Source organism: Dialister succinatiphilus YIT 11850 (genome assembly GCF_000242435.1).
GTDB classification, from domain to species: Bacteria; Bacillota; Negativicutes; order Veillonellales; family Dialisteraceae; genus Dialister; species Dialister succinatiphilus.
In genome coordinates this window covers 1,136,149-1,156,040 of sequence record NZ_JH591187.1, presented here as the reverse complement: position 1 = coordinate 1,156,040, position 19,892 = coordinate 1,136,149, and the positions used below count along the sequence as shown (strand labels likewise).

The 19,892-nt window shown below is 51.7% G+C and carries 13 protein-coding genes; 9 read left to right on the top strand and 4 right to left on the bottom strand.

The window, feature by feature from the left end; all coding sequences use genetic code 11:
- Positions 1-209: 209 nt before the first annotated feature.
- The 3 genes from HMPREF9453_RS12265 to HMPREF9453_RS04985 form a co-directional block, all read right to left on the bottom strand.
- Entirely contained in the window at positions 210-398 is a 189-nt protein-coding gene (locus HMPREF9453_RS12265) for a hypothetical protein (protein WP_008859474.1), read from the bottom strand.
- A 3-nt stretch (positions 399-401) separates the two neighbouring features.
- Positions 402-1,301 carry a M48 family metallopeptidase gene (locus tag HMPREF9453_RS04990; protein ID WP_008859473.1) on the bottom strand — a complete coding sequence of 300 codons (900 nt, stop codon included), beginning with the start codon at positions 1,299-1,301 and terminating at the stop codon, positions 402-404.
- 240 nt (positions 1,302-1,541) lie between these two features.
- A complete protein-coding gene (locus HMPREF9453_RS04985) occupies positions 1,542-2,453 on the bottom strand; it encodes a radical SAM protein (RefSeq protein WP_008859472.1) in 912 nt (303 codons plus the stop codon).
- 1,665 nt (positions 2,454-4,118) lie between these two features.
- Between HMPREF9453_RS04985 and HMPREF9453_RS04980 the strand changes: the two genes are divergently transcribed.
- From HMPREF9453_RS04980 to HMPREF9453_RS04965, 4 genes are all read left to right on the top strand, one after another.
- Positions 4,119-5,180: an iron-containing alcohol dehydrogenase family protein gene (locus HMPREF9453_RS04980; protein ID WP_008859471.1), complete on the top strand. Its 1,062-nt coding sequence runs from the start codon at positions 4,119-4,121 to the stop codon at positions 5,178-5,180.
- Between the two features lie 430 nt (positions 5,181-5,610).
- Complete coding sequence (locus HMPREF9453_RS04975) at positions 5,611-6,669, top strand: TRAP transporter substrate-binding protein (RefSeq protein WP_148363694.1); 1,059 nt, start codon at positions 5,611-5,613, stop codon at positions 6,667-6,669.
- An 820-nt stretch (positions 6,670-7,489) separates the two neighbouring features.
- Positions 7,490-7,999, top strand: coding sequence for a TRAP transporter small permease subunit (locus tag HMPREF9453_RS04970; RefSeq protein ID WP_008859469.1), 510 nt, complete (start codon positions 7,490-7,492; stop codon positions 7,997-7,999).
- Positions 8,000-9,277, top strand: coding sequence for a TRAP transporter large permease (locus HMPREF9453_RS04965; RefSeq protein ID WP_008859468.1), 1,278 nt, complete (start codon positions 8,000-8,002; stop codon positions 9,275-9,277). It begins immediately after the preceding gene.
- A gap of 791 nt (positions 9,278-10,068) precedes the next feature.
- Here HMPREF9453_RS04965 and HMPREF9453_RS04960 read toward each other — a convergent pair.
- The gene (locus HMPREF9453_RS04960; protein ID WP_008859467.1) at positions 10,069-11,145 is read right to left on the bottom strand and encodes a 3-dehydroquinate synthase; all 1,077 of its coding nucleotides are present in this window, start codon (positions 11,143-11,145) and stop codon (positions 10,069-10,071) included.
- 201 nt (positions 11,146-11,346) lie between these two features.
- Here HMPREF9453_RS04960 and HMPREF9453_RS04955 point away from each other — a divergent pair, with 201 nt between their 5' ends.
- The 5 genes from HMPREF9453_RS04955 to aroF all read left to right on the top strand — a co-directional run bounded on the left by HMPREF9453_RS04955 (position 11,347) and on the right by aroF (position 19,890).
- On the top strand, positions 11,347-12,294 hold the full coding sequence (locus HMPREF9453_RS04955) for a TIM barrel protein (RefSeq protein ID WP_008859466.1): 948 nt from the start codon (positions 11,347-11,349) through the stop codon (positions 12,292-12,294).
- Positions 12,295-12,740: 446 nt separating this feature from the next.
- Entirely contained in the window at positions 12,741-13,751 is a 1,011-nt protein-coding gene (locus tag HMPREF9453_RS04950; RefSeq protein WP_008859465.1) for a hypothetical protein, read from the top strand.
- Positions 13,752-13,893: 142 nt separating this feature from the next.
- Positions 13,894-14,913 (top strand): Eco57I restriction-modification methylase domain-containing protein, encoded by a 1,020-nt coding sequence (locus HMPREF9453_RS04945; protein ID WP_040379648.1) that lies wholly within the window; start codon positions 13,894-13,896, stop codon positions 14,911-14,913.
- A complete protein-coding gene (locus tag HMPREF9453_RS04940) occupies positions 14,914-18,249 on the top strand; it encodes a DEAD/DEAH box helicase (protein WP_008859463.1) in 3,336 nt (1,111 codons plus the stop codon). It abuts the gene before it with no gap.
- Positions 18,250-18,873: 624 nt separating this feature from the next.
- On the top strand, positions 18,874-19,890 hold the full coding sequence (aroF, locus tag HMPREF9453_RS04935; RefSeq protein WP_008859461.1) for a 3-deoxy-7-phosphoheptulonate synthase: 1,017 nt from the start codon (positions 18,874-18,876) through the stop codon (positions 19,888-19,890).
- Positions 19,891-19,892: the final 2 nt, after the last annotated feature.

Sequence of the window (19,892 nt, the reverse complement as noted above, 5' to 3'; positions counted from 1 at the left end):
CCAAAGGGGGGAAAAGCCACCGGAGGTGGCTGATTACCGTAGTGCTTATCATACCATATGATACAAAAAGCCAATCCCGTAACGCTGACTTCATAAGCATTGCCCTACGGGCAATCCATAACCCTCGGGGCCAAAGGCCCCGTCAAACTTACGAACCCTTCGGCCAACGGCCGGTCAATCTTAAGAACCTTCACACCGCAGGCGTGTCCTTACTTAATCTGATTCAGCCGCTCTGCCAGGGTCTGGGCGGAGGGATCGCCGTTTACGGGGGTCATGATGGCCTGGCTGCCCAGGTAGACGGTGCCGTTTCTGTCTTCTGCAGGCTTTTTATTTTCTCCATGGTCATAGGCGGCGGCCAGGTTGCCCATGACGAAGTATTTCCTTTCGGCGCTGCTCATGTCTCATGCCGGAGCGGGAGTGACGAATTCTTTGCCGTTGACTTCCAGGGTATTGGTATTTTCTTTCAGGGTGACATGTTTTTTGGAAAGTGCGGTGAGCCGCTTTTCATAGGTGTCTCTCCGCTCGCTGTTGGAGGGGTGGTCGGAGGGGGAGAAGACTTCCTGGGCGAAGGTGGGGTCGTTGTCACCGTTTTTTTCTATGACCCGCTGCCACACGGCGGCGGTGGCGCCGGGGTTGTAGCCGGCACGGTAGATGTAGTCGAAGGACAGTTTATCTGCTTCTTTTTCATCATTTCTGCTGATCTGTACCGTTTCTATCTGGTTGACTGCAAGGCTCAGCACTTCCTGGCTCAGGGCGTTGTCTCCCAGGGCACCGGAAATGACGGCGGCGCCCAGATTGGTTTTGGCTTTCTTGTACATGGCGTTTCCTACATGGTTTTTCTGGCCGTGTCCCATTTCATGGCCCAGCACCACGGCTATTTCATCGGTGTTGGTGAGGTACTTGAAAATGCCGTCATTCACTATCATCACATGGCCCATGGAGCAGGCGGCGTTGAAGGATTCGTCGGGGCAGATGAAATAGAGGTAAGGCTTTTTGTAAATGTCCGGGTCTTCGGCGCCGATGCTTTCTGTGAGGCGGTTCATAATGCCTGCCAGTTCGTCTTCCTTTTCTTCATCGTGAAGGACACCCAGTTCCTGCTGATAGGATTGGAAGAGTTTCTGCCGGCCTTCTTCGGTATCGTTGTAATACTTGAATTGTTTGTCCAGCATGGCGTACTGGGCAGCGCCCTGGGCAATGCCGATAATGTCTCCGAGGCTGAAGGCTTCTGCTGCCGGGGCGGGGGCCAGGGAGCCGCAGAGCAGGGCGGCGGCTGCCGCCAGGCAGAGGATTTTCTTTTTCATAAAACTGTCTCCTTTCTGTCATGTCCGGGAAAGACGATTTCATCATGGTGACGGGATCTCCTCTTTTCGTGCCATTCCGTGACGGGGCATGGCCGATCACGGGAGAGGCGGCGATGAATCGGTGCTTTCTTTGTCTCTTTCTATGATACTCCATTATAGAGAAGAGGGAAATGGGAGGCACAGCGGCTCTGCAGCAAAAAAATCCCGGAACCTGTTGGCTCCGGGAATGGTGGTATTTCTTTATTTTGTCCAGTCGTGGTTGTAGACGTCGTAGTTTTTCTTGGATTTCAGATAGCGGATGCTTTCGTCGATGTCGGCGAGGAGCTTTTCCTTATCTCTGGGGAGGGTGGCTGCCAGGCGGATATAGTTGGATACATGGTTGCTTCTGAAAATCATGTGTTCCGTTTCCGGCAGGTCCAAGTGTTCCACAATGACCTTCAGTTCTTCCATGAGGCCATAGGGGGGAAGGGGAGTGAATTCGCCCCGCTCGAACTGGTCCTTCAGCTCGCTGCCCCGATAGAGCATGAGGGAGAGGGCGGAAAGGTGGGTCGGTTTGATTTCGTTGATGGCATGGGCGGTGGCCAGGGCGTGTCTTTCACTGCCCGGTACGCCGGCAATGCCGAGGATGATCATAATGGACAGATCCATGCCTGCTGCGCGGACCCGTTTGCCCACTTCGATGGACTGCTCACCGTTCACCCCTTTGCGAATGTCCTTCAGGGTCTGGGAGTCACCGCTTTCCATACCGTAGTACAGAAGCTGGAGGCCCGCTTCCCGAAGCTGTTTCAGTTCGTCCAGGGACTTTCTGAGAATGTCTCCCGGTGCTGCATAGGAGGAAACGCGCTCTAGGTTGGGGAAATATTTCTTCAGGGTGTTCAGAATCTTGAGAAGTCTTTCCGTAGGAAGCACCAGGGCGTCGCCGTCAGCCAGGAACACCCGGCGTACGCCGTCCCGGTCCACAGAGTAGGCGATGGCAATCTGCCGCATGATCTGCTCGTCGGAGAGCTTTTCAAATTTCACGCCCCGGTACATATTGCAGTAAGTGCAGCTGTTGTGGGCGCAGCCTCTGGTAACCCGGAGAATGAAGCTGTCCGCTTCACTGGGCGGACGGAAAACGGGGGTATCATAATCGTCAAAAAATAAACCTGCCATGTGCTCATATCCTTTCGCGGAAAAGAAAAATCCTTTTCCTATCAAACGGGAAGTTCTGCTTCCCAGAGTAAGAAACGTTACGAATGTCATTATACAGTATGGGAAAGAAAAATACAACTAAAAATTTAAATATGTTAATGTAAGATCGGCGAGACGGCTGACTGCCTGGGCTTGAGGGTTCGGGCGCCTCTCGGGGACACGCCCCTATGGGGCGTGAAGGTTCTAAAGTTTGACGGGGCTATCGCCCCGAAGGTTCTTAGGTTTGACGCGCCTCCGGCGTGCACAGCGAACATGATTTGAAGGAGCAAAGCGACGCACAAATCATAGTGAGTCGTTTCCCCTTTAGGGGCGAGGGTTGTGGTGGGCGCCTCTAATTTATAGAAGGCGCCCTCTTATGATAAAACCTTTACAACTGCACTTATTAAAACGAGTGCCACCTGCTTGCAGGGGGGGAGAGGACAATGAGGTGGCGAGGGAGGCTGCCGATTGGCGGTCAGGAAAACGATAGAGTATCAAATCGGTGCTTTACCTCGTACACCCTTTCCCGCTGCGCGGGAATTCCCCTCAAGGGGAAACGAGAGATATGAGGGAAAAAACAGCGAGTCATATACTTCGCGTACCATTCCGGTGTTTTCCCCCTTTGGTGGCTGGCGCCACCACCTTGCCCGTTGGAAAGCGTGTCACTTGATTCTCAGTCGCCTACGGCTCCTTGCGAATCAAGTTCCCTTGCCACCCGGTGGGAAGCATGTCACTGGATTCGCGGGTCGCGGGGCTCCCCTATGAATCCAGTTCCTTTGCCACCCCCGCAGTTCGGTGGGGCGGCAAAAGGAAAGCGCCTTAATGGGCAGGCTAGGCGCCTTACTTCGCCCCACTTGGAGGTCCCATGCAGGACCTCCACAGGGGCACTATAACCCGTGCTTACTGTAGAGCCATTTATGAAGAGAATGTTTCGAGGTGTTTTATTCTTCCCCCCGCTTGCGGGGGAAGTCCGGCGAAGCCGGATAGGGGGAGGCGAGCGTAGCGAGCCAATCAGCAGAATTGTTTTTCATGCCATATGACACAAAGAGCCAATCCCGTAACGCTGACTTTATACTCATCGCCCCCTAAAGGGGAAACGACTCACTACATTTTGCGCGTCGCTAGCGCTCCTTCATCCACTGCTGTCACTGACTCACTGGATTTTCGGGTCGCTGATGCTCCCTTACAAATCCAGTTCGCATAGTGCAAAATGTGTTCGCTGTGCACCGTAAGGGCGATACCACAACCCTCGGCCCGCAGGGCCGTCAAACTTACGAACCCTCCGGCCCATAGGGCCGGTCAATCCTAAGAACCTTCCCCTTAAGTATCTTACGAACCCTTGGGCCGAAGGCCCATCCATCTTAATAACCTTTTTCCACAACCCTTTTACACAACCCGCGGCGAAGCCGTGCCCCTTTTTTAAAATTCTGCGGCGAAGCCGCCACCACAACCCTCGGCCCAAAGGGCCGTCAATCCTAAGAACCTTAAGAACCCTCGGGCCAAAGCCCCGTCAACCCTCACACCGCAGGTGTGTCCCTCTCATCACTGACATTTCACAGAAAGGGGAGTATAATGAAGCAATAATAGACTGATGTTCTGTTACCTGCTATGGTCAAGAGATATGGTTATGGTCAAAAGGAGTTTCTTATGAAAAGTACATTTTTCCCCCATTTCACTATCGGCACCGATGCCTATGATGCCATTCCCGGTATCTGCCGTGAGTACGGGAAGACGGCGGTGATTGTAGGAGGCAATAAGTCCAGGGCTGCAGCGGAACCGCTGATCCGGAAGGCCTGCGAGGGGACCATCGAAATCACGGGGTCTTTTCTTTACGGCGATGATGCCACCTTTGAAAATGCCGAGGCCCTGACGAAGATTCCGGAAATCCAGAAGGCCGATATGATTTTTGCGGTAGGCGGCGGACGGGCAGTGGATACGTCCAAGTGGGCCTCCCATCTTTTGAAGAAGCCTCTCTTCACGTTCCCCACGCTGGCATCGAACTGCGCTTCCGTGACGGCGGTGTGCATTATGTACAATCCGGATCACAGCTTCCGGGGTTCCATTTACCGGGACCGCAATGCCTACCATACGTTTATCAATACAGAAATTATTGCCCACTCGCCCCGGGAATATTTCTGGGCCGGACTGGGCGATGCCCTGGCCAAGCAGTATGAAGTTCCCTTCTCTGCCCGGGGCATGGATCTGACCTGGGTGCAGCAGACAGGGGTGCGGAATGCCCAGAATGTGGCACCGGGGATTTTGAAATACGGCAAGGAAGCGCTGGCGGCAGTGGACCGGCAGGAAGTGAATGACGCCCTGGAACCGGCCATTCTTTCCATCATTGTGGCACCGGGCATGGCCTCTGTGTGCATTGAGGATGACCTGGATTCCTCCCTGGCCCATGCCATTTACAACAGCCATACAAGGACGCCCCATAAGGGAAATCACCTCCATGGCGCCGTGGTGAATTACGGCCTTCAGGTGATGCTCACCATGGACGGACAGCTGGAGGAAAGGGATAAGATTTACAATTTCGCAAAGTCCATCGACTTGCCCCACTGCCTGGCAGATATCGGCATCGACCCGGCCCATCCGGACGAACTGGTGCAGAACTGCCTTCACACCAAGGATATGCGGGTGAAGCCCTATGACATTACTTTTGATATGGTGTACAAGGCCATGATGGATCTGGAGAAATTAAATCACTGATTAGCAGGTGGTTTCAGATAGCAAAAAAAGGGGCGAAATTTCTTCAATTTCCCCTTTACAAACCGGTAGAGTCCATGTATACTATTTCCAACTTCAATTTTGAATAAAGCTTCACAGCACACTTGTGCATGAAAGACAAGGAACGGAAGCGAGTGAACCGGCTTTCTTACAGAGAGCTGCCGCAGGGTGGAAGGCAGCAGGAGGTCCTCACAGAGTCGTCCGCAAGTCCTGTATCTGAACAGAGTAAGATATGGCGTTTGGCACCGTTACAAAGCCGCATGAGTATAGTGCGAGGTGGTACCGCGTAGATGTGACGCCCTGGTTGATTTTAATCAATCAGGGCGTTTTTTGTAGTTTGGCAGGCTGGTACAGCTTGATTTGAAATGGGGAACACAAATGATTTTTATTAAAGGAGGATTTCACTATGGGTATGTTTAAGAGAAGTCATAAGGTAGTTTTAGCAGGTTTAGCAGCCCTTGCCATTGCAGGCGTGATGACAGGCTGCGGTATGTCCGGCGGCGATCAGAAACAGGCCGCTGCATCCGGCAATGGACAGAAAGTGGAATTGAAGCTGGCTTACCAGCTTCCTGCAGAACATCATTTGTCCAAGAGCGTTGAAAAATTTGCCAAAGAAGTAAACGAAAGATCCAAGGGCCAGATCGACATCAAAGTCTATCCGGCAGGCCAGCTGTATAACGACCAGAACATGAACGACGCCCTCATGAGCGGCGGCCTGGATATCGGCATGAACTCCACCGCCCGCTGGTCCATGGTAGTGCCGGCACTGAAAGTACTGGATATGCCTTTCGTCCTCACCTCCTATTCCGCTGTAGATAATGCACTGGACGGAGACCTGGGCAAGGCACTGAACCAGGAAATGGAAAAGAAAGGCGTTCATCCGCTGATCTGGGCAGACTACGGCTACGTACAGTTCTGCAACAACGTGAAGAAAATCGAAAAACCGGAAGATTTCCAGGGCATGAAGATCCGCTCCTACTCTGAAACCTCTGCCGACATCATCCAGGCTCTCGGCGCATCCCCCACGACCATGAGCTCCTCTGAAGTATACATGGCCATCAAGAACGGCACCATCGACGGCCAGTCCTCCGGCCAGACCGCTATCCTGTCCCGTAAGATCTACGAAGTGGCCAAGTACCTCACTGTGACCAACAACTCCTACGTAGAATTCCTGGTATCCATGAACGACAACTCCTGGAAGAAACTGACACCGGAACAGCAGAAGATCATCACCGACACCGCCAAAGAAATCCAGGATGAAATCCGCAAGGAAACCAAGGCAGAAGACGAACGCTGCCTGAAAGAACTCTCTGACAAGGGCATGGATGTCTATGTAATTCCGAAGGATGAAATCCACCTCTGGCAGGAAGCTACCGCTCCGGTAGTGGCCAAGTTCGAACAGGAACAGGGCGACTTCGGTAAGAAACTGGTAGATGACTGCCTGAAAGCCAGCGCTGCTGCGAAGGACTGAGGGACACGCCCGTAAGGGCGTGAAGGTTCTAAAGTTTGACGGGGCTATCGCCCCGAAGGTTCTTAAGTTTGACAGCGGCTTTGCCGCTGAGGGTTGTGGTGGCGCCTCTAATTTATAGATGGCGCCCTCTTATAAAAAAACCTTTACAACCGCCCTGACGGGCGAGGAAATGCAATTCCCCCCTTTGGTGGCTGGCGCCACCACCTTTCCCCCCTCTATGAGGGGGCACTATAAAGCTCCGTTATGCTGTGAGCTGCTTATGAAGGGATTGCTTTGCGGATCTTTATTGTCCCACCGCTCAGCGGTGGCAAGGGAACTTGATTCGCAGGGAGTCGTAGACGACTGAGAATCAAGTGACACGCTTCCCAGCGGGGCGGGAAGGTGGTGCCGTAAGGCACCAAAGGGGGGAAAGCCACCGGAGGTGGCTGATCGACGTGATGCTTATCATGCCATATGACATAGAAAGCCAATCCCGTAACGCTGACTTTATAAGCATTGCCCGCAGGGCAATCCGCAACCCTCGGGGCCAAAGGCCCCGTCAAACTTACGAACCCTCCGGCCCATAGGGCCGGTCCATCTTAAGAACCCTCCCTCATAACGCTGACTTTATACTCATCGCCCGTAAGGGCGATACCACCACCCTTTGAACCAGCCTGCCAAAGGCAGGCCGAACCCTCTGAACCCTCTGAACCCGGGCCGCGGAGCGGCCCCCTGGGCCCATCCATCTTAAGAACCTTTTATGTCCCACTATTTCACTATTTCACTAGCCCACTAGCCCACTAGCTCACTAATAAATTATTTCACAAAGGAGGGCTGTCCTGTGCGTTCTATTTACCATATATATGACCGCATTCTCGGTTATATCACCAATTTTGCCGCAGCCATTGCAGGGCTTGCCATTTTATTGACAGCCTTCATGATCTGCTATGAAATCATTGCCCGCAGTATTTTCCACAGTCCCACGGTGTGGGTCATGGAAATTTCCACCTACCTTCTGGTGCTGGCCGGCTTCTTCGGCATGGCCTATACCATGAGGAAGAACGGGCATATTACCGTTGATTTTCTCTACAGTCGTTTCCCCAGACCCCTGCAGCGGGGACTGGACATTGTCACATCCATTCTTTCCCTTTTCGCTGTGTACGTATGCATGACGGAATCCACCAATTACATGCTCATGAGCCAGGCCATGGGAGTGGTTTCTCCCTCCCTGCTCCGGGTACCCATGTGGATTCCCCAGACCTTTATGGTCATAGGCTTCGTACTGCTGTTTCTGGAAATCATCAACCATCTTCTGGGTGATTTCTTTAAAGAAGAAAAGGAGGGGAAATAAATGGTTCTGGCAGGTTTCGCACTGTTTATCATTGCCCTCCTCATTATAGGCATGCCTGTGGCCTTCACCCTGTCCCTGGCAGGCATTCTGGGTATCATCCAGTTCGTGGATATGTCCACCCTTTCCCAGGTACCGGTGATTGCCTTTAAGACACTGAACTCCTACGTACTGACGTCAGTGCCCCTTTACATCCTCATGAGCCAGATCATGCTCACCGGCCGGGTGGGCAGCGGGCTCTTCGACCTGGGCAGCAAATGGATGGGCCACCTTCCCGGCGGCCTGGGCATTGCCACCATCTTTGCCTGCGCCATTTTCGCCGCCATTTCCGGCTCCTCTGTGGCTACCGCCGTCACCATCGGCGCCATGGCCATTCCGGAAATGCTCAAACGGGGCTATGACCGCAGACTGGTGGTAGGCTCCGTGGCCGCCGGCGGCACCCTGGGCATCCTCATTCCGCCGTCCATCCCCATGATTCTCTATGGCACCATCACCGATGAATCGGTGGGCAAACTCTTCATGTCCGGCGTGGTGCCCGGCGCCCTTCTCACCCTGGCCTTCGTGGCCTACATCGTCTTTGCTTCCTGGAACAAACCCCGGGAAGAAAGGGCTTCCCATGAAGCCAAGATGAAATCCCTTCGGGAAAACATCTGGGGCCTCCTCCTGCCGGTCATCATTATCGGCGGCATCTACACCGGTATCTTCACCCCCACCGAAGCCGCTGCCGTAGGTACAGTGTACGCCCTTATTATTACCTTTTTCATTTACCACAGCATAACCATCGAAGACATGCCGGCCATCCTCCGCGCTACCATCAAAACATCCTGCATGATTTTTGCCATCATGGTAGGCGCCATGCTCTTCGGCTACATCTTAACCGTGCTCCAGGTACCACAGGCCCTGATGTCCCTGGTTACCGAAGGACACTTAAACAAATGGATCGTCCTCATCGGCATCAACATTGTCCTCCTGATCCTGGGCTGCGTGCTGGAAACCGTTTCCATCATCCTCATCACCCTGCCTATGCTTTACCCGATTATCAAAGCCCTGGGCTTTGACCCCATCTGGTTCAACGTAGTGCTCCTGATCAACATGGAACTGGCCCTCATCACACCGCCGGTAGGCATGAACCTCTTCGTCATCAAAGGCATCAGCGAAGACAGCTCCATTCAGGACATCATCGTAGGGGCCGCGCCATTTGCAGTGATTATGGTCCTGGAAATCGCCCTCCTCTGCTTCGTCCCAGGCATTGCCACCTGGCTGCCCTCCGTTCTGAAATAAGGACAATCAAAGAGGCAATCAAAAAACCGACACATAATGTGCCGGTTTTTTGATATGATGGACAAGCCCCTTTGGGGCTTGAGGGGTGACGGCCCGCTGGGCCGAAGGTTCTTAAGGGGCTTAAGTTTGACGCGCCTTTGGCGCGAGGGTTGTTGTAGGGCGCCTCTAAATTATAGAAGGCGCCCTCTTATGCAAAAACCTTTACAACTGCACTTATTAAAACGAGTGCCACCTGCTTGCAGGGGGGGAGGACCATGAAGTGGCAAGGGAGGCCGCCGATTGGCGGTCAGGATAGCGATAGAGTATCACATCGTTGCTCTGCCCCGTATACCCTTTTGCCACTACGTGGCATTTCCCCTCAAGGGGAAACAAGGAATTTGAGGAGAAAAACAGAGAGTCATATACTTCATGTACCACTCCGGCAATCCCCCTTTGGTGGCTGGCGCCACCACCTTCCCCCCCACTTCGTGGTGGGACTATGGATGCTTCACCATGGGGCCATGTCTCTACAGGAAAGCATAGAGCGATTTATTCTGCCCCCTGCATAGGGGGAAGTCCGGCGCAGCCGGATAGGGGGAGGCGAGCGCAGCGAGCCAATCACCAGAATGCTTATCATGCCATATGGCACTGAAAGTAAATCCCGTAACGCTGACTTTATAAGCATTGCCGCAGAGCGGCAATCCACAACCCTCGGGCCAACGGCCCGTCAAACTTAAGAACCCTTGGGCCGAAGGCCCATCCATCTTAAGAATCCTCACACCGCAGGTGTGTCCAATGAACCCTCGCGCCCGTCAGCTCTTCAGGAACTGTCCGATTTCCTTTACCGGAAGGGTATAGAGGAACCCTTTTCCGATTTCCTTAATCAGGGTGATCTGGATCACATCGCCCTTGATTTTCTTGTCATGCTTCACAGCCTCATAGAGGATATCATAGGGCACCGTGGTGCTGACAGGCAGGGACAGGGACTTCAGCACATACTCCAGCCGGGATGTGGTGCCCCGTTTGGTGAGGCCCTCCAGCTCCGAACGGCGGGTAATGAGGTACATACCGATGGCTGTAGCCTCGCCGTGGGTGATTTCCGCATCATTATACCGAAGGCACCGTTCGATGGCACCGCCGATGGTGTGGCCGAAATCGAGGATGCGCCGCTCTCCTTTGGAGAAAGGATCGATTTCCACATAATGAGCCTTGATGGCGCAGCAGCGGCGGATGATTTCCGGAAGCACCCGGTAAATATCCATGTCCGACGACACCTGTTCAAAGAGCTCGAACAGCGCCTTGTCTGCCACGCAGCCCAGCTTCACCGCTTCTCCCAGACCGTTGTGGAAATAACGGCGGGGCAGGGTTTTCGCCATGCCCGGGTCAACGAATACCGCCTTGGGCTGGTAGAAAGTGCCCACCACATTCTTCCCTGCCGGGATATCTAGATCCAGGGTCACCTTGCCGCCGATGGAACTGCCGATCTGGGACAGCACGGACGTGGGGAACTGGACATAGGAAATCCCCCGGTGGTAAGTGGCTGCCGTAAAGCCGGTGATATCGCCCACCACTCGCCCGCCCAGGGCGATTAATGTATCGCTGGAGCCCAGGCCGAAATCCACCAGAGCCCCGTACACCCGGCGCACCACCTGCAGGGTCCGGGATTTTTCACTGGAAGGCACTACGATCATCTGGGTGCGGACCCCCGCCTCCTCCAGAGACTTCACCAGACTCATGCCGTAAAGCTTATCAATGCCGTCCTCCGTAATAATGGCCGCCTTCTCCGCGCCCGTCAGATCCCGGATAGCAGGCCCCGCCTTGCGCACCAGCCCTGTATCAATGAGGATGTCGTAAGAATCCTTACCAAGGTTAATATGAATTTTATCCATATCCGAAGCACCTCTTTCAAATACTCTTAACTTACCTATATTATACATCATGGGAGAGAGGAGACGATAGGGGGCGAAAGTTCCCCGTTTTCCCGTCGGAACGGGCAGCTTCGCCGATGCTTTTGTTCTGGTCACCTCTTACATCCCATAAATCCTAAGTGTTATAGTAATAAAAGAAATCGGATCATCAGGAGGCAGAGCATGAAACAGTCAGTGAGCCATTACATGATGCCCCATGACAGGGAAGAAGACATAGAAAAGACCCTGAGGAAACTCCATCTGGATGGCATAGAAAACCTCATATACGGCACGGAGCCCGCACTCCATCCGGCGGACAGAATCACCCTGGGCTGCCATCTGGCCTATTGGCCGGACTGGATGGATTTCTACCTGGGGAAAAAGGATTTCTACGAAAAAGATTTCCCCACGAAGCAGTCCCTGATAGACACCTTCGGCGGCACCACGGTGGAAGACTGGATAGATAAAATCCGCAGGAATATCCGCGCCGCCCTGGCGGAAAAACCGGAATACCTGGTATGGCACGTGGCCCACTGCTCCCTGGACGAAATCTGGACCCGCCGCTTCCGCTACAGCAGCCATGACGTGCTGAAAGCGGCAGCCGAAGTGTATGGCGCCGTGGCGGAAGAAGTGCCGCCGTCGGTGACAGTACTTTTTGAAAACATCTTCTGGCCCGGCCTTTACACCCTGGAGCCGGAGGAAGTGGACTATTTCTTCTCCCTTCTTCCCGGAAAGAACACCGGCATCATGCTGGATACGGGACACCTGATGAATACGAACCCCCGTCTTGCCACAGAAGAAGACGGAGCCCGCTATGTGAAAGGCGTGGTGAACCGCCTGGGCTCCATGAAATCCCTCATCCTGGGCATCCACCTCAGCTGTTCCCTCTCCGGCGCCTATCAGAGAAGCCTCCCCGGCACCATCCCGGCCTCGGTGACACCGGATATCATCAGCCGCCACATTATCTCCATAGACCAGCACCGCCCCTTCACCACCAGCGCCGCCAGGGACATCGTGGACTGCGTAGAACCCCGATACGTGACCCACGAACTCTTCGGCAGCGATTTCTCCATACCCGAAGACAAAGTGCGCCTCCAGATGAAAGCGGCCGGCCTGTGGAACAGGTCATGAGAGGAAACCGCATCCCTTTGGACTATATGGACAGAGAGGCGAGGGGAGCCCATCCCCGGCCGCCAGATCCCGCCAGCGCGCAACCATGGAAAGCGGGATGACCGGGCATCGGAATGTCCGCTTCTCTACTCAGCCGGCTGAAAAATATAAGAAATCAATCGAAAAACTTCCTGAAATTTCGGAAAACCAGGGGCCCTTAGGGGCCTGCCTGGGACATCCGGAGATTTCAGGAAGTTTTTGCGCGTTCAAGAGATGAGCATTCTTTGGAAACAGGATGCTCTTTTATTTTTCCCATTTTTACATGGATACTTTCATTATTTTGACTATAAATTGCCACATTAGTAAAATATAGATGAAGTGTTTTAACAGCAGCTATAGTTATTACATTATGCTGATACAGGAAAAGGTTCGGACAAATTATCTTTAATTTTTGACAGGTGACGCCATTGATAATCAATATATCGGACGACATGATCGAATTGAACCGGGCAGGGCTTTTGAAAAAGCTTCTGGAAGATAAAACCACGAAAGGGCAGATCCTCTGGGGAACGGATGCATATAGAGAGCGGGGGCCTGCTTTTGAGAGGGAGAGGGAAATGGATACGTCTCTCCTTCTTTATGAAAATGCAGGGCTTTTGAAGACCCGGGCACGGAAGGCCTTTGAGCAGCAGTCAGAACGCACAAGGCAGCATGGGGAAGTGTTCACGCCCCGGTGGATCTGCGATGTTATGATTGATCATCTGGATAAGGAATGGTTTGGCGTAAAAGAAATCGATTTTCTTTCCTCCATGGATGTTCTTTTCGTGAAGAAGAAATGGAAAAAATACGTGGACTCAAAACGGCTGGAAATCACCTGTGGCGAAGGGCCTTTTCTGGTGCAGCGGTATGACGTGTCCACAGGGAATATAATTCCTGTGCCGGAGCGGAAGGGCATACTGGACAGGAAGCTGCAGGTAGTTTCCCGATATGCGGAAACAGAAGAAGAATGGAAAATCTGGGCTAAACGGGCCTATGAAGCCACCTATGGCTATGAATTTCAGGGCGACAATCTTCTCATCTCCCGGGTAAATTTCATGATGACTTACCGGGAATTTTACCAAAAACGCTGGCAGAAGGAACCGGAGCTTTCAGAATGGGAGAAAATCGAGAATATCATTACCTGGAATCTGTGGCAGATGGATGGTCTTACCGGCGAAATCCCCTATGCAAGAATGGACCCGCTGGGACCCGACCTCTTTCAGCTGGCGGATCCTGCTTTTAAGGAAGAGGATATACATCCGGCCTGCCGGATCTATGACTGGAGAAATGAGAAAAAAAGCGTTGCGTTTAATGAAATAGGAAAGAGGAAAAAGGGTATGAAATTTGATTACATCATCGGAATTATTTGGAGTCAGCTGACGCAGCGTCAGTCAGGTAGTCCTTTTGAGGCCTGGATGGCCCACACAAAAATAGCCTGATGATGTCAATGCCGGTCTTTAGGGACCCGTTTACATCATCAGGCTATTTTTGTACCCTAAATCAGGCCTTAAAAGACCTTCTGTACCGGTCAGTGCCGTCAATCCTCCCAATGCATCGAATGTCCTATAAGCGAGACTCCAGATAAAATTCAATCCGCCCTATCAGGATGAAACAAAAGGGGAAAACGAAACATATGCGCCTCCTGTTTACCATCTTTTTATGGATGAAGCCTATAAAATTGCAAATAAGGTAGAATTAATTCATCCAGCTCGTTTTTTATTCAAGGCCGGAAGCACGCCGAAGGACTGGAATAAGAAGATGTTGGAAGACCCGCACTTTAAAATTCTCTATTATGAAGGCATTAGTAATAAAATCTTTCCCAATAAGGATATTAAAGGCGGTATCGTTGTTTCATACCATGATAATAAGAAGGATTTCGGAGCCATAGGCATATTTACTCCCTATGCCGAGCTGAATTCCATTTTGAAAAAAGTAAGAAGCAGCGCTGATTTTAAGAGTATGGAAACCATTGCTATATCACGTACTGCATACCGCTTAACGGAGAAAATGCATGAAGACCATCCGGAGGCAATTTCTCAACTAAGTAAAGGGCATCGATATGATATGTCTACCAATATTCTTGAGCTGCTTCCGCAGATTTTCTTTGATAGAGCTCCTGATGATGGGCATGAGTATTTAAAGATTCTGGGAAGATTAAATAATGCACGAGTAAATAAATATATCCGTAAGGATTACGTTGATGACGTTTCCGATATGGACAAATTTAAGCTGTTTATCCCCGAGGCATCAGGTACGGGTAAATTCGGTGAAACTATTACAAAACCCGTGTTGGCAGAACCTTATGAAGTATCGACAGAAACTTTTATGGACATAGGTGGATTTGATACAAATGAGGAAGCACAGAATGCACTAAATTATATCATTGGGAAATTTGCAAGAGCTTTACTGGGCGTTATGAAAGCGACACAACACATTACGCCCAAATCTTTTAGATATATTCCTCTTCAAGATTTCACATCCCATTCCGATATCGACTGGTCAAAGTCCATTCCAGAGATTGACCAGCAGCTTTACAGGAAATATGGGCTGGATGAGAAGGAAATCTCCTTTATTGAATCCCATGTAAAGGAGATGAAATAAATGAAGACGGTGGATATGATTCAGCCCTATGGCCGCATTATTCCCATGATTTACGCCTATACCACGCCAGGGGTTTCTTATCACGAGGGCTGGACGAAAATCGGGTATACAGAGAAGCAGAAGGTGGAGGACCGCATCCGCCAGCAGACCCACACGGCAGATATTCAGGTGGAGCTCCTTTGGAAGGACAATGCCATTTTCAAGGATGGCAGCGGAGAAAGTTTCACGGACCATGATTTCCATGAGTATCTGGAACGGTATAAGGGTGTAGATCGTCAGCCGAAAACGGAATGGTTCCACATCGACGGCAAGAAATCCAAAGATTATTTCGATGAATTTGCCCAAAGAAACTTTAAGGTAGATGTAGAAAAGGGCTTGTCCTATGTGCTTCGCCGGGAACAGCGGGAAGCGGTGGAAAAGACGAAGGCCTATTTCGAAAAGGGCGGCCGGGAGTTTCTCTGGAATGCGAAGCCCCGCTTCGGCAAGACTCTTACATCCTATGATCTTATCCGCACCATGGGATTTAGAAATACACTGGTGGTGACGAACAGGCCCAGCATTGCCAATTCCTGGGCTGAGGATTTCCAGAAGTTCATCGCCTGGCAGACGCCTCTTGATTTCGTGTCCGATACGGATGCGCTGAAGGGAAAGAAAGGGGTCATGACAAGGGATGAATTTCTGGATGCCATGGGGCATGATGAAGAGCACCATCAGGGGATGGTGGCTTTTGAGTCCCTGCAGGGGCTGAAGGGCTCTGTCTATTTTGGCGGTGGCATCGATAAGCTGAAGTGGATTTCAGATCTTCATTTCGACCTTCTTATTGTGGACGAGTCCCAGGAAGGGGTGGAGACCTACAAGACAGAGCGGGCTTTTGACAAGGTCCACTGCGACCACATTCTCTATCTGTCCGGCACACCCTTCAAGCAGCTGGCTAAAGGGCAGTTCTCTGACAGCCAGATTTATAACTGGTCCTATGCTGATGAGCAGGAAGCCAAGGAAAACTGGAAGGGCGATGATTTCAATCCCTATGAAAGGCTGCCGCAGCTTGCCATGTTTACTTACCAGATGTCTCCCATGATTACAGGTGAAATCAAACAGGGCGCATCGATTCGGGCGGAGGGGGAAGATTTCACTGATTATGCCTTTGATCTGAATGAATTTTTCCTGACTAACAGCAGTGGGAAATTCATTCATGAAGAGGAAGTGAAGAAATTCCTTCATGCCCTTTCTACCAATGACAAGTATCCCTTTTCTACGGAGGAGCTGCGTAAGAAGCTGCCTCACACCCTGTGGCTCCTGAATTATGTAAGTTCGGCCAAAGCACTGGCTAAGCTTCTTCAGGAGGATCCGGTGTTTAAGGATTACCATGTGGTGCTGGCGGCAGGAGACGGGAAGCTTTCAGCAGAGGAAGAAACAGTGAAGGCCTATGATAAGGTGAAGAAGGCCATTCATGACTACCCGAAGACCATCACCCTTTCTGTGGGACAGCTCACGGTAGGTGTTACCATTCCCCAGTGGTGCGGCGTGCTGATGCTCTGCAATATGAAGAGCCCCTCCTCCTATATGCAGGCCGCCTTCCGTGCCCAGAATCCCTACGAATTTATCGGAGAAAGGGGGGAGCGGTTCCGCAAGGAGACGGCCTATGTATTTGATTTCGACCCGGCCAGGACCCTCACCATTTATGATGAATTTGCCAATGATCTTTCCAAGGATACGGTGGATGGTCATGGAACAAAGGATGACAGGGCAAAGAATATCCGCCGCCTTCTGAATTTCTTCCCTGTTATCGGCGAGGACAGTCAGGGCTCCATGGTGGAACTCAATGCGGCCCAGGTGCTCTCTATCCCCAGGAAACTGAAGTCGGAAGAAGTGGTGCGCCGGGGCTTTATGTCCAATTTCCTCTTTGCCAATATAGGCCGTATTTTTGCAGCGCCCCAGGAAGTCAAGGATATATTGGATAAGCTCACTCCTGCCAAGGAGGAAATTCATAAGGAAGACCACTTGGACGAACTCACTGACGGCTCGGTCCCGGTAGATGAGAATGGACAGGTAGATATCCCCGATGAAAAAATCATCGGCACGGCCCATGACATTTTCGGGCCGAAGATTTATGACACCATGAATGAAGGCATCCAGGATGTGGTGGACAGTTTCCATGAAATGCCGAAAGATGAAGCTGCGGTGGCGGATAAGGTGGACCATCTGGTTCATACCACTGTGGAGACCGTCACTACTTCCCTTATCACTCCGCTGGCCGGACAGTACCATATCCCCAAGTCCAAGACGAAACAAATCACCAGGGATGTTACAAATCAGATTGAAATCACCCTGCAGAAGCGGAAGGACGATTTCCTGCAGAATAAACGGATAGCGGAAGCGGAAAGGGATCAAAAAATCCGGGAAGCGGAAACTTCTGAAAATCAGGAAAAGGTGCTGAAGGACTTTGAAGCCCGGATGAAGGAGAATGAAGAAAGTTTCAACCAGGGCATCCACCAGGATATCCAGAATATCGTGCAAAGCCAGCCCGTTGAACTGGTGCGCAGAATAGAGGAAACCAAGGCGGAGGAAGCGAAAGATTCTATCGAAGACACGGTCCGTGACCGTCTCCGCGGTTTCTCCCGCACCATCCCCAGTTTCCTCATGGCTTATGGCGATGATCAGCTTACCCTGGCCAATCTGGACGATTACACCGAAGATGATGTGTTTAAAGAAGTAACCGGCATTACGGAAGATGAATTCCGTTTTCTTCGGGACGGCGGCGATTGCGAAGATCATGAGACCCATGAAATGAAACACTTCGACGGACACCTCTTTGATGAAGTGGTATTTGATGATTCCATCAGGCAGTTTATGGCTAAAAAGAAGGAATTGGCCAATTATTTCGAGGAAAATCAGAGCGAAGATATTTTCAACTATATTCCGCCCCAGAAGACGAACCAGATTTTTACACCCCGCTGGGTCGTAAAAAAGATGGTGGACCTTTTAGAGAAAGAGAATCCCGGCTGTTTTGACGATGATACCAAAACTTTTGCCGACCTTTACATGAAGTCTGGCATGTACATCACGGAAATCGTGAAGCGTCTCTACAACAGCCCAAGGATGAAGACTCTCTATCCGGATAAGGAAAAGCGGCTGAACCATATTTTTGCCAAGCAGGTCTACGGCCTGGCGCCTACGAAAATCATTTACCGCATCTGCTGCGCCTATATCCTGGGATTCAGCGACAAGATTTCTATCAAGGAAGACCATATCCGCCTCTGCGACTCTCTGGCTTATGCAGAGAAAGGGACCCTTGCTATGAAACTGGAAGAACTGTTTCCGGAGCTTGCTAAGTAAGCAGGATATGTTTGAGAGCGCTGCGATTCTTGATAGGTTTTCAAAAAGGAGGCAGAACCTTTGGAGGCTCCCGGGCTTTTCTTCTGCCTCCCGGGGCCCTTTTCTGTCCTTGACTCCGGATAAGCGCGTCTGCTGCACTGACTGTATAAGAAGCGTTTGGCCCCTGTAAATCCTCCACTGGCTTGTCGGTGGTTGGGGTCACCGCTTCTTTTTTGATTACATGAGTCGCTTCTCTCGCGGGAAGCGAGGGACAGAACCTTTGGCAGTTTCCGGGCTTTTCTTCTGCCTCTCCGGCCCCATTGCCTCTTGACAAAAGGGGCTCTGTGAGCCTATACTAAGCTAACTTCTAACGAAAGGAGAGGGAATGATGAGACTGGCTTCCGTGAACGCAGGAATGGCATATGATGTCTTTGGCTGGAGCTATTATTATGGCTTCGGTTACTTTTGCTGCGCCCGTGATGAGTCCCGTTCCCTTTCCAGATAAGATATTTCCAGAATGAAAGGACAGACTCATCAGAGCCTGTCCTTTTCTTTTATGGAGGATGGAAGGATAGGAGTTAGAAGAGAGGGGACATGGGTCCCGGAGAATTGAAGGTGCCTTGGAGAAGGCAGAGGAGGAATATCATGATTATTGTAATGAAACAGAACGCACCGCTTACAGTGATTGAGCAGCTGGAACAGGAAATGAGGGACCGGGGTTTCCAGGTGGACCGCAGTAAGGGTTCCAGCAAGGTGGTGCTGGGTCTGGTGGGGGATACGTCTGCCCTGGATGAAAGGGATTTCCTCAGCAATCCCTGGGTGGATAAGGTGATGCGGGTGCAGGAGCCTTACAAACGGGCCAGCCGGGCTTTCCATCCGGCCGATACGGTGGTGGATGTGAAGGGCATCAAAATCGGCGGGAAGAAGCTGGTGGTCATGGCCGGTCCCTGTTCTATTGAAACGCCTGAGCAGATCGGCGGCATTGCGAAAGCGGTGAAGGCGTCGGGGGCAGCTATCCTTCGCGGCGGCGCTTTCAAGCCAAGGACTTCGCCTTACTCTTTCCAGGGATTGGGGGAGAAGGGCCTGGATCTTCTCATTTCCGCTGCCCATAAGGAAAATATGCCGGTGGTGACGGAGCTGATGAGCGCTGATAAAATCGGTATGTTCCTGGAAAAGGGCGTGGATATCATCCAGATCGGCGCCAGAAATATGCAGAATTTTGACCTTTTGAAGGCGGTGGGCCGTCTGAATGTGCCGGTGCTTCTGAAGCGGGGCATGTCCGCCACCATTGAGGAATGGCTCATGAGCGCGGAGTACATTATGTCCGAAGGAAATCACAATGTGATTCTCTGCGAACGGGGCATCCGCACCTTTGAGAAGGCTACCAGAAATACGCTGGATCTGTCGGCAGTGGAAGTGGTGAAGGAAAGAAGCCACCTGCCCATTATCGTAGACCCCAGCCATGCTACGGGCCATCGGGAGATGGTACCGGCCATGGCCATGGCGGCCATTGCTGCCGGGGCTGATGGGATTATGTGTGAAGTTCATAATGATCCGGAACATGCATGGTGTGATGGAGCGGAGTCCATTACGCCAGAGACTTTTGATGACCTCATGGGACGGCTGAAACAGCTGGCTCCTATTGTGGGAAGGGAATTGTAATC

Excerpts from the sequence above, each read along its gene's own strand:
- HMPREF9453_RS12265 (WP_008859474.1), bottom strand. The coding sequence starts at position 398 with ATGAGCAGCGCCGAAAGGAAATACTTCGTCATGGGCAACCTGGCCGCC.
- HMPREF9453_RS04990 (WP_008859473.1), bottom strand. The coding sequence starts at position 1,301 with ATGAAAAAGAAAATCCTCTGCCTGGCGGCAGCCGCCGCCCTGCTCTGC.
- HMPREF9453_RS04985 (WP_008859472.1), bottom strand. The coding sequence starts at position 2,453 with ATGGCAGGTTTATTTTTTGACGATTATGATACCCCCGTTTTCCGTCCG.
- HMPREF9453_RS04980 (WP_008859471.1), top strand. The coding sequence starts at position 4,119 with ATGAAAAGTACATTTTTCCCCCATTTCACTATCGGCACCGATGCCTAT.
- HMPREF9453_RS04975 (WP_148363694.1), top strand. The coding sequence starts at position 5,611 with ATGTTTAAGAGAAGTCATAAGGTAGTTTTAGCAGGTTTAGCAGCCCTT.
- HMPREF9453_RS04965 (WP_008859468.1), top strand. The coding sequence starts at position 8,000 with ATGGTTCTGGCAGGTTTCGCACTGTTTATCATTGCCCTCCTCATTATA.
- HMPREF9453_RS04960 (WP_008859467.1), bottom strand. The coding sequence starts at position 11,145 with ATGGATAAAATTCATATTAACCTTGGTAAGGATTCTTACGACATCCTC.
- HMPREF9453_RS04955 (WP_008859466.1), top strand. The coding sequence starts at position 11,347 with ATGAAACAGTCAGTGAGCCATTACATGATGCCCCATGACAGGGAAGAA.
- HMPREF9453_RS04940 (WP_008859463.1), top strand. The coding sequence starts at position 14,914 with ATGAAGACGGTGGATATGATTCAGCCCTATGGCCGCATTATTCCCATG.
- aroF (WP_008859461.1), top strand. The coding sequence starts at position 18,874 with ATGATTATTGTAATGAAACAGAACGCACCGCTTACAGTGATTGAGCAG.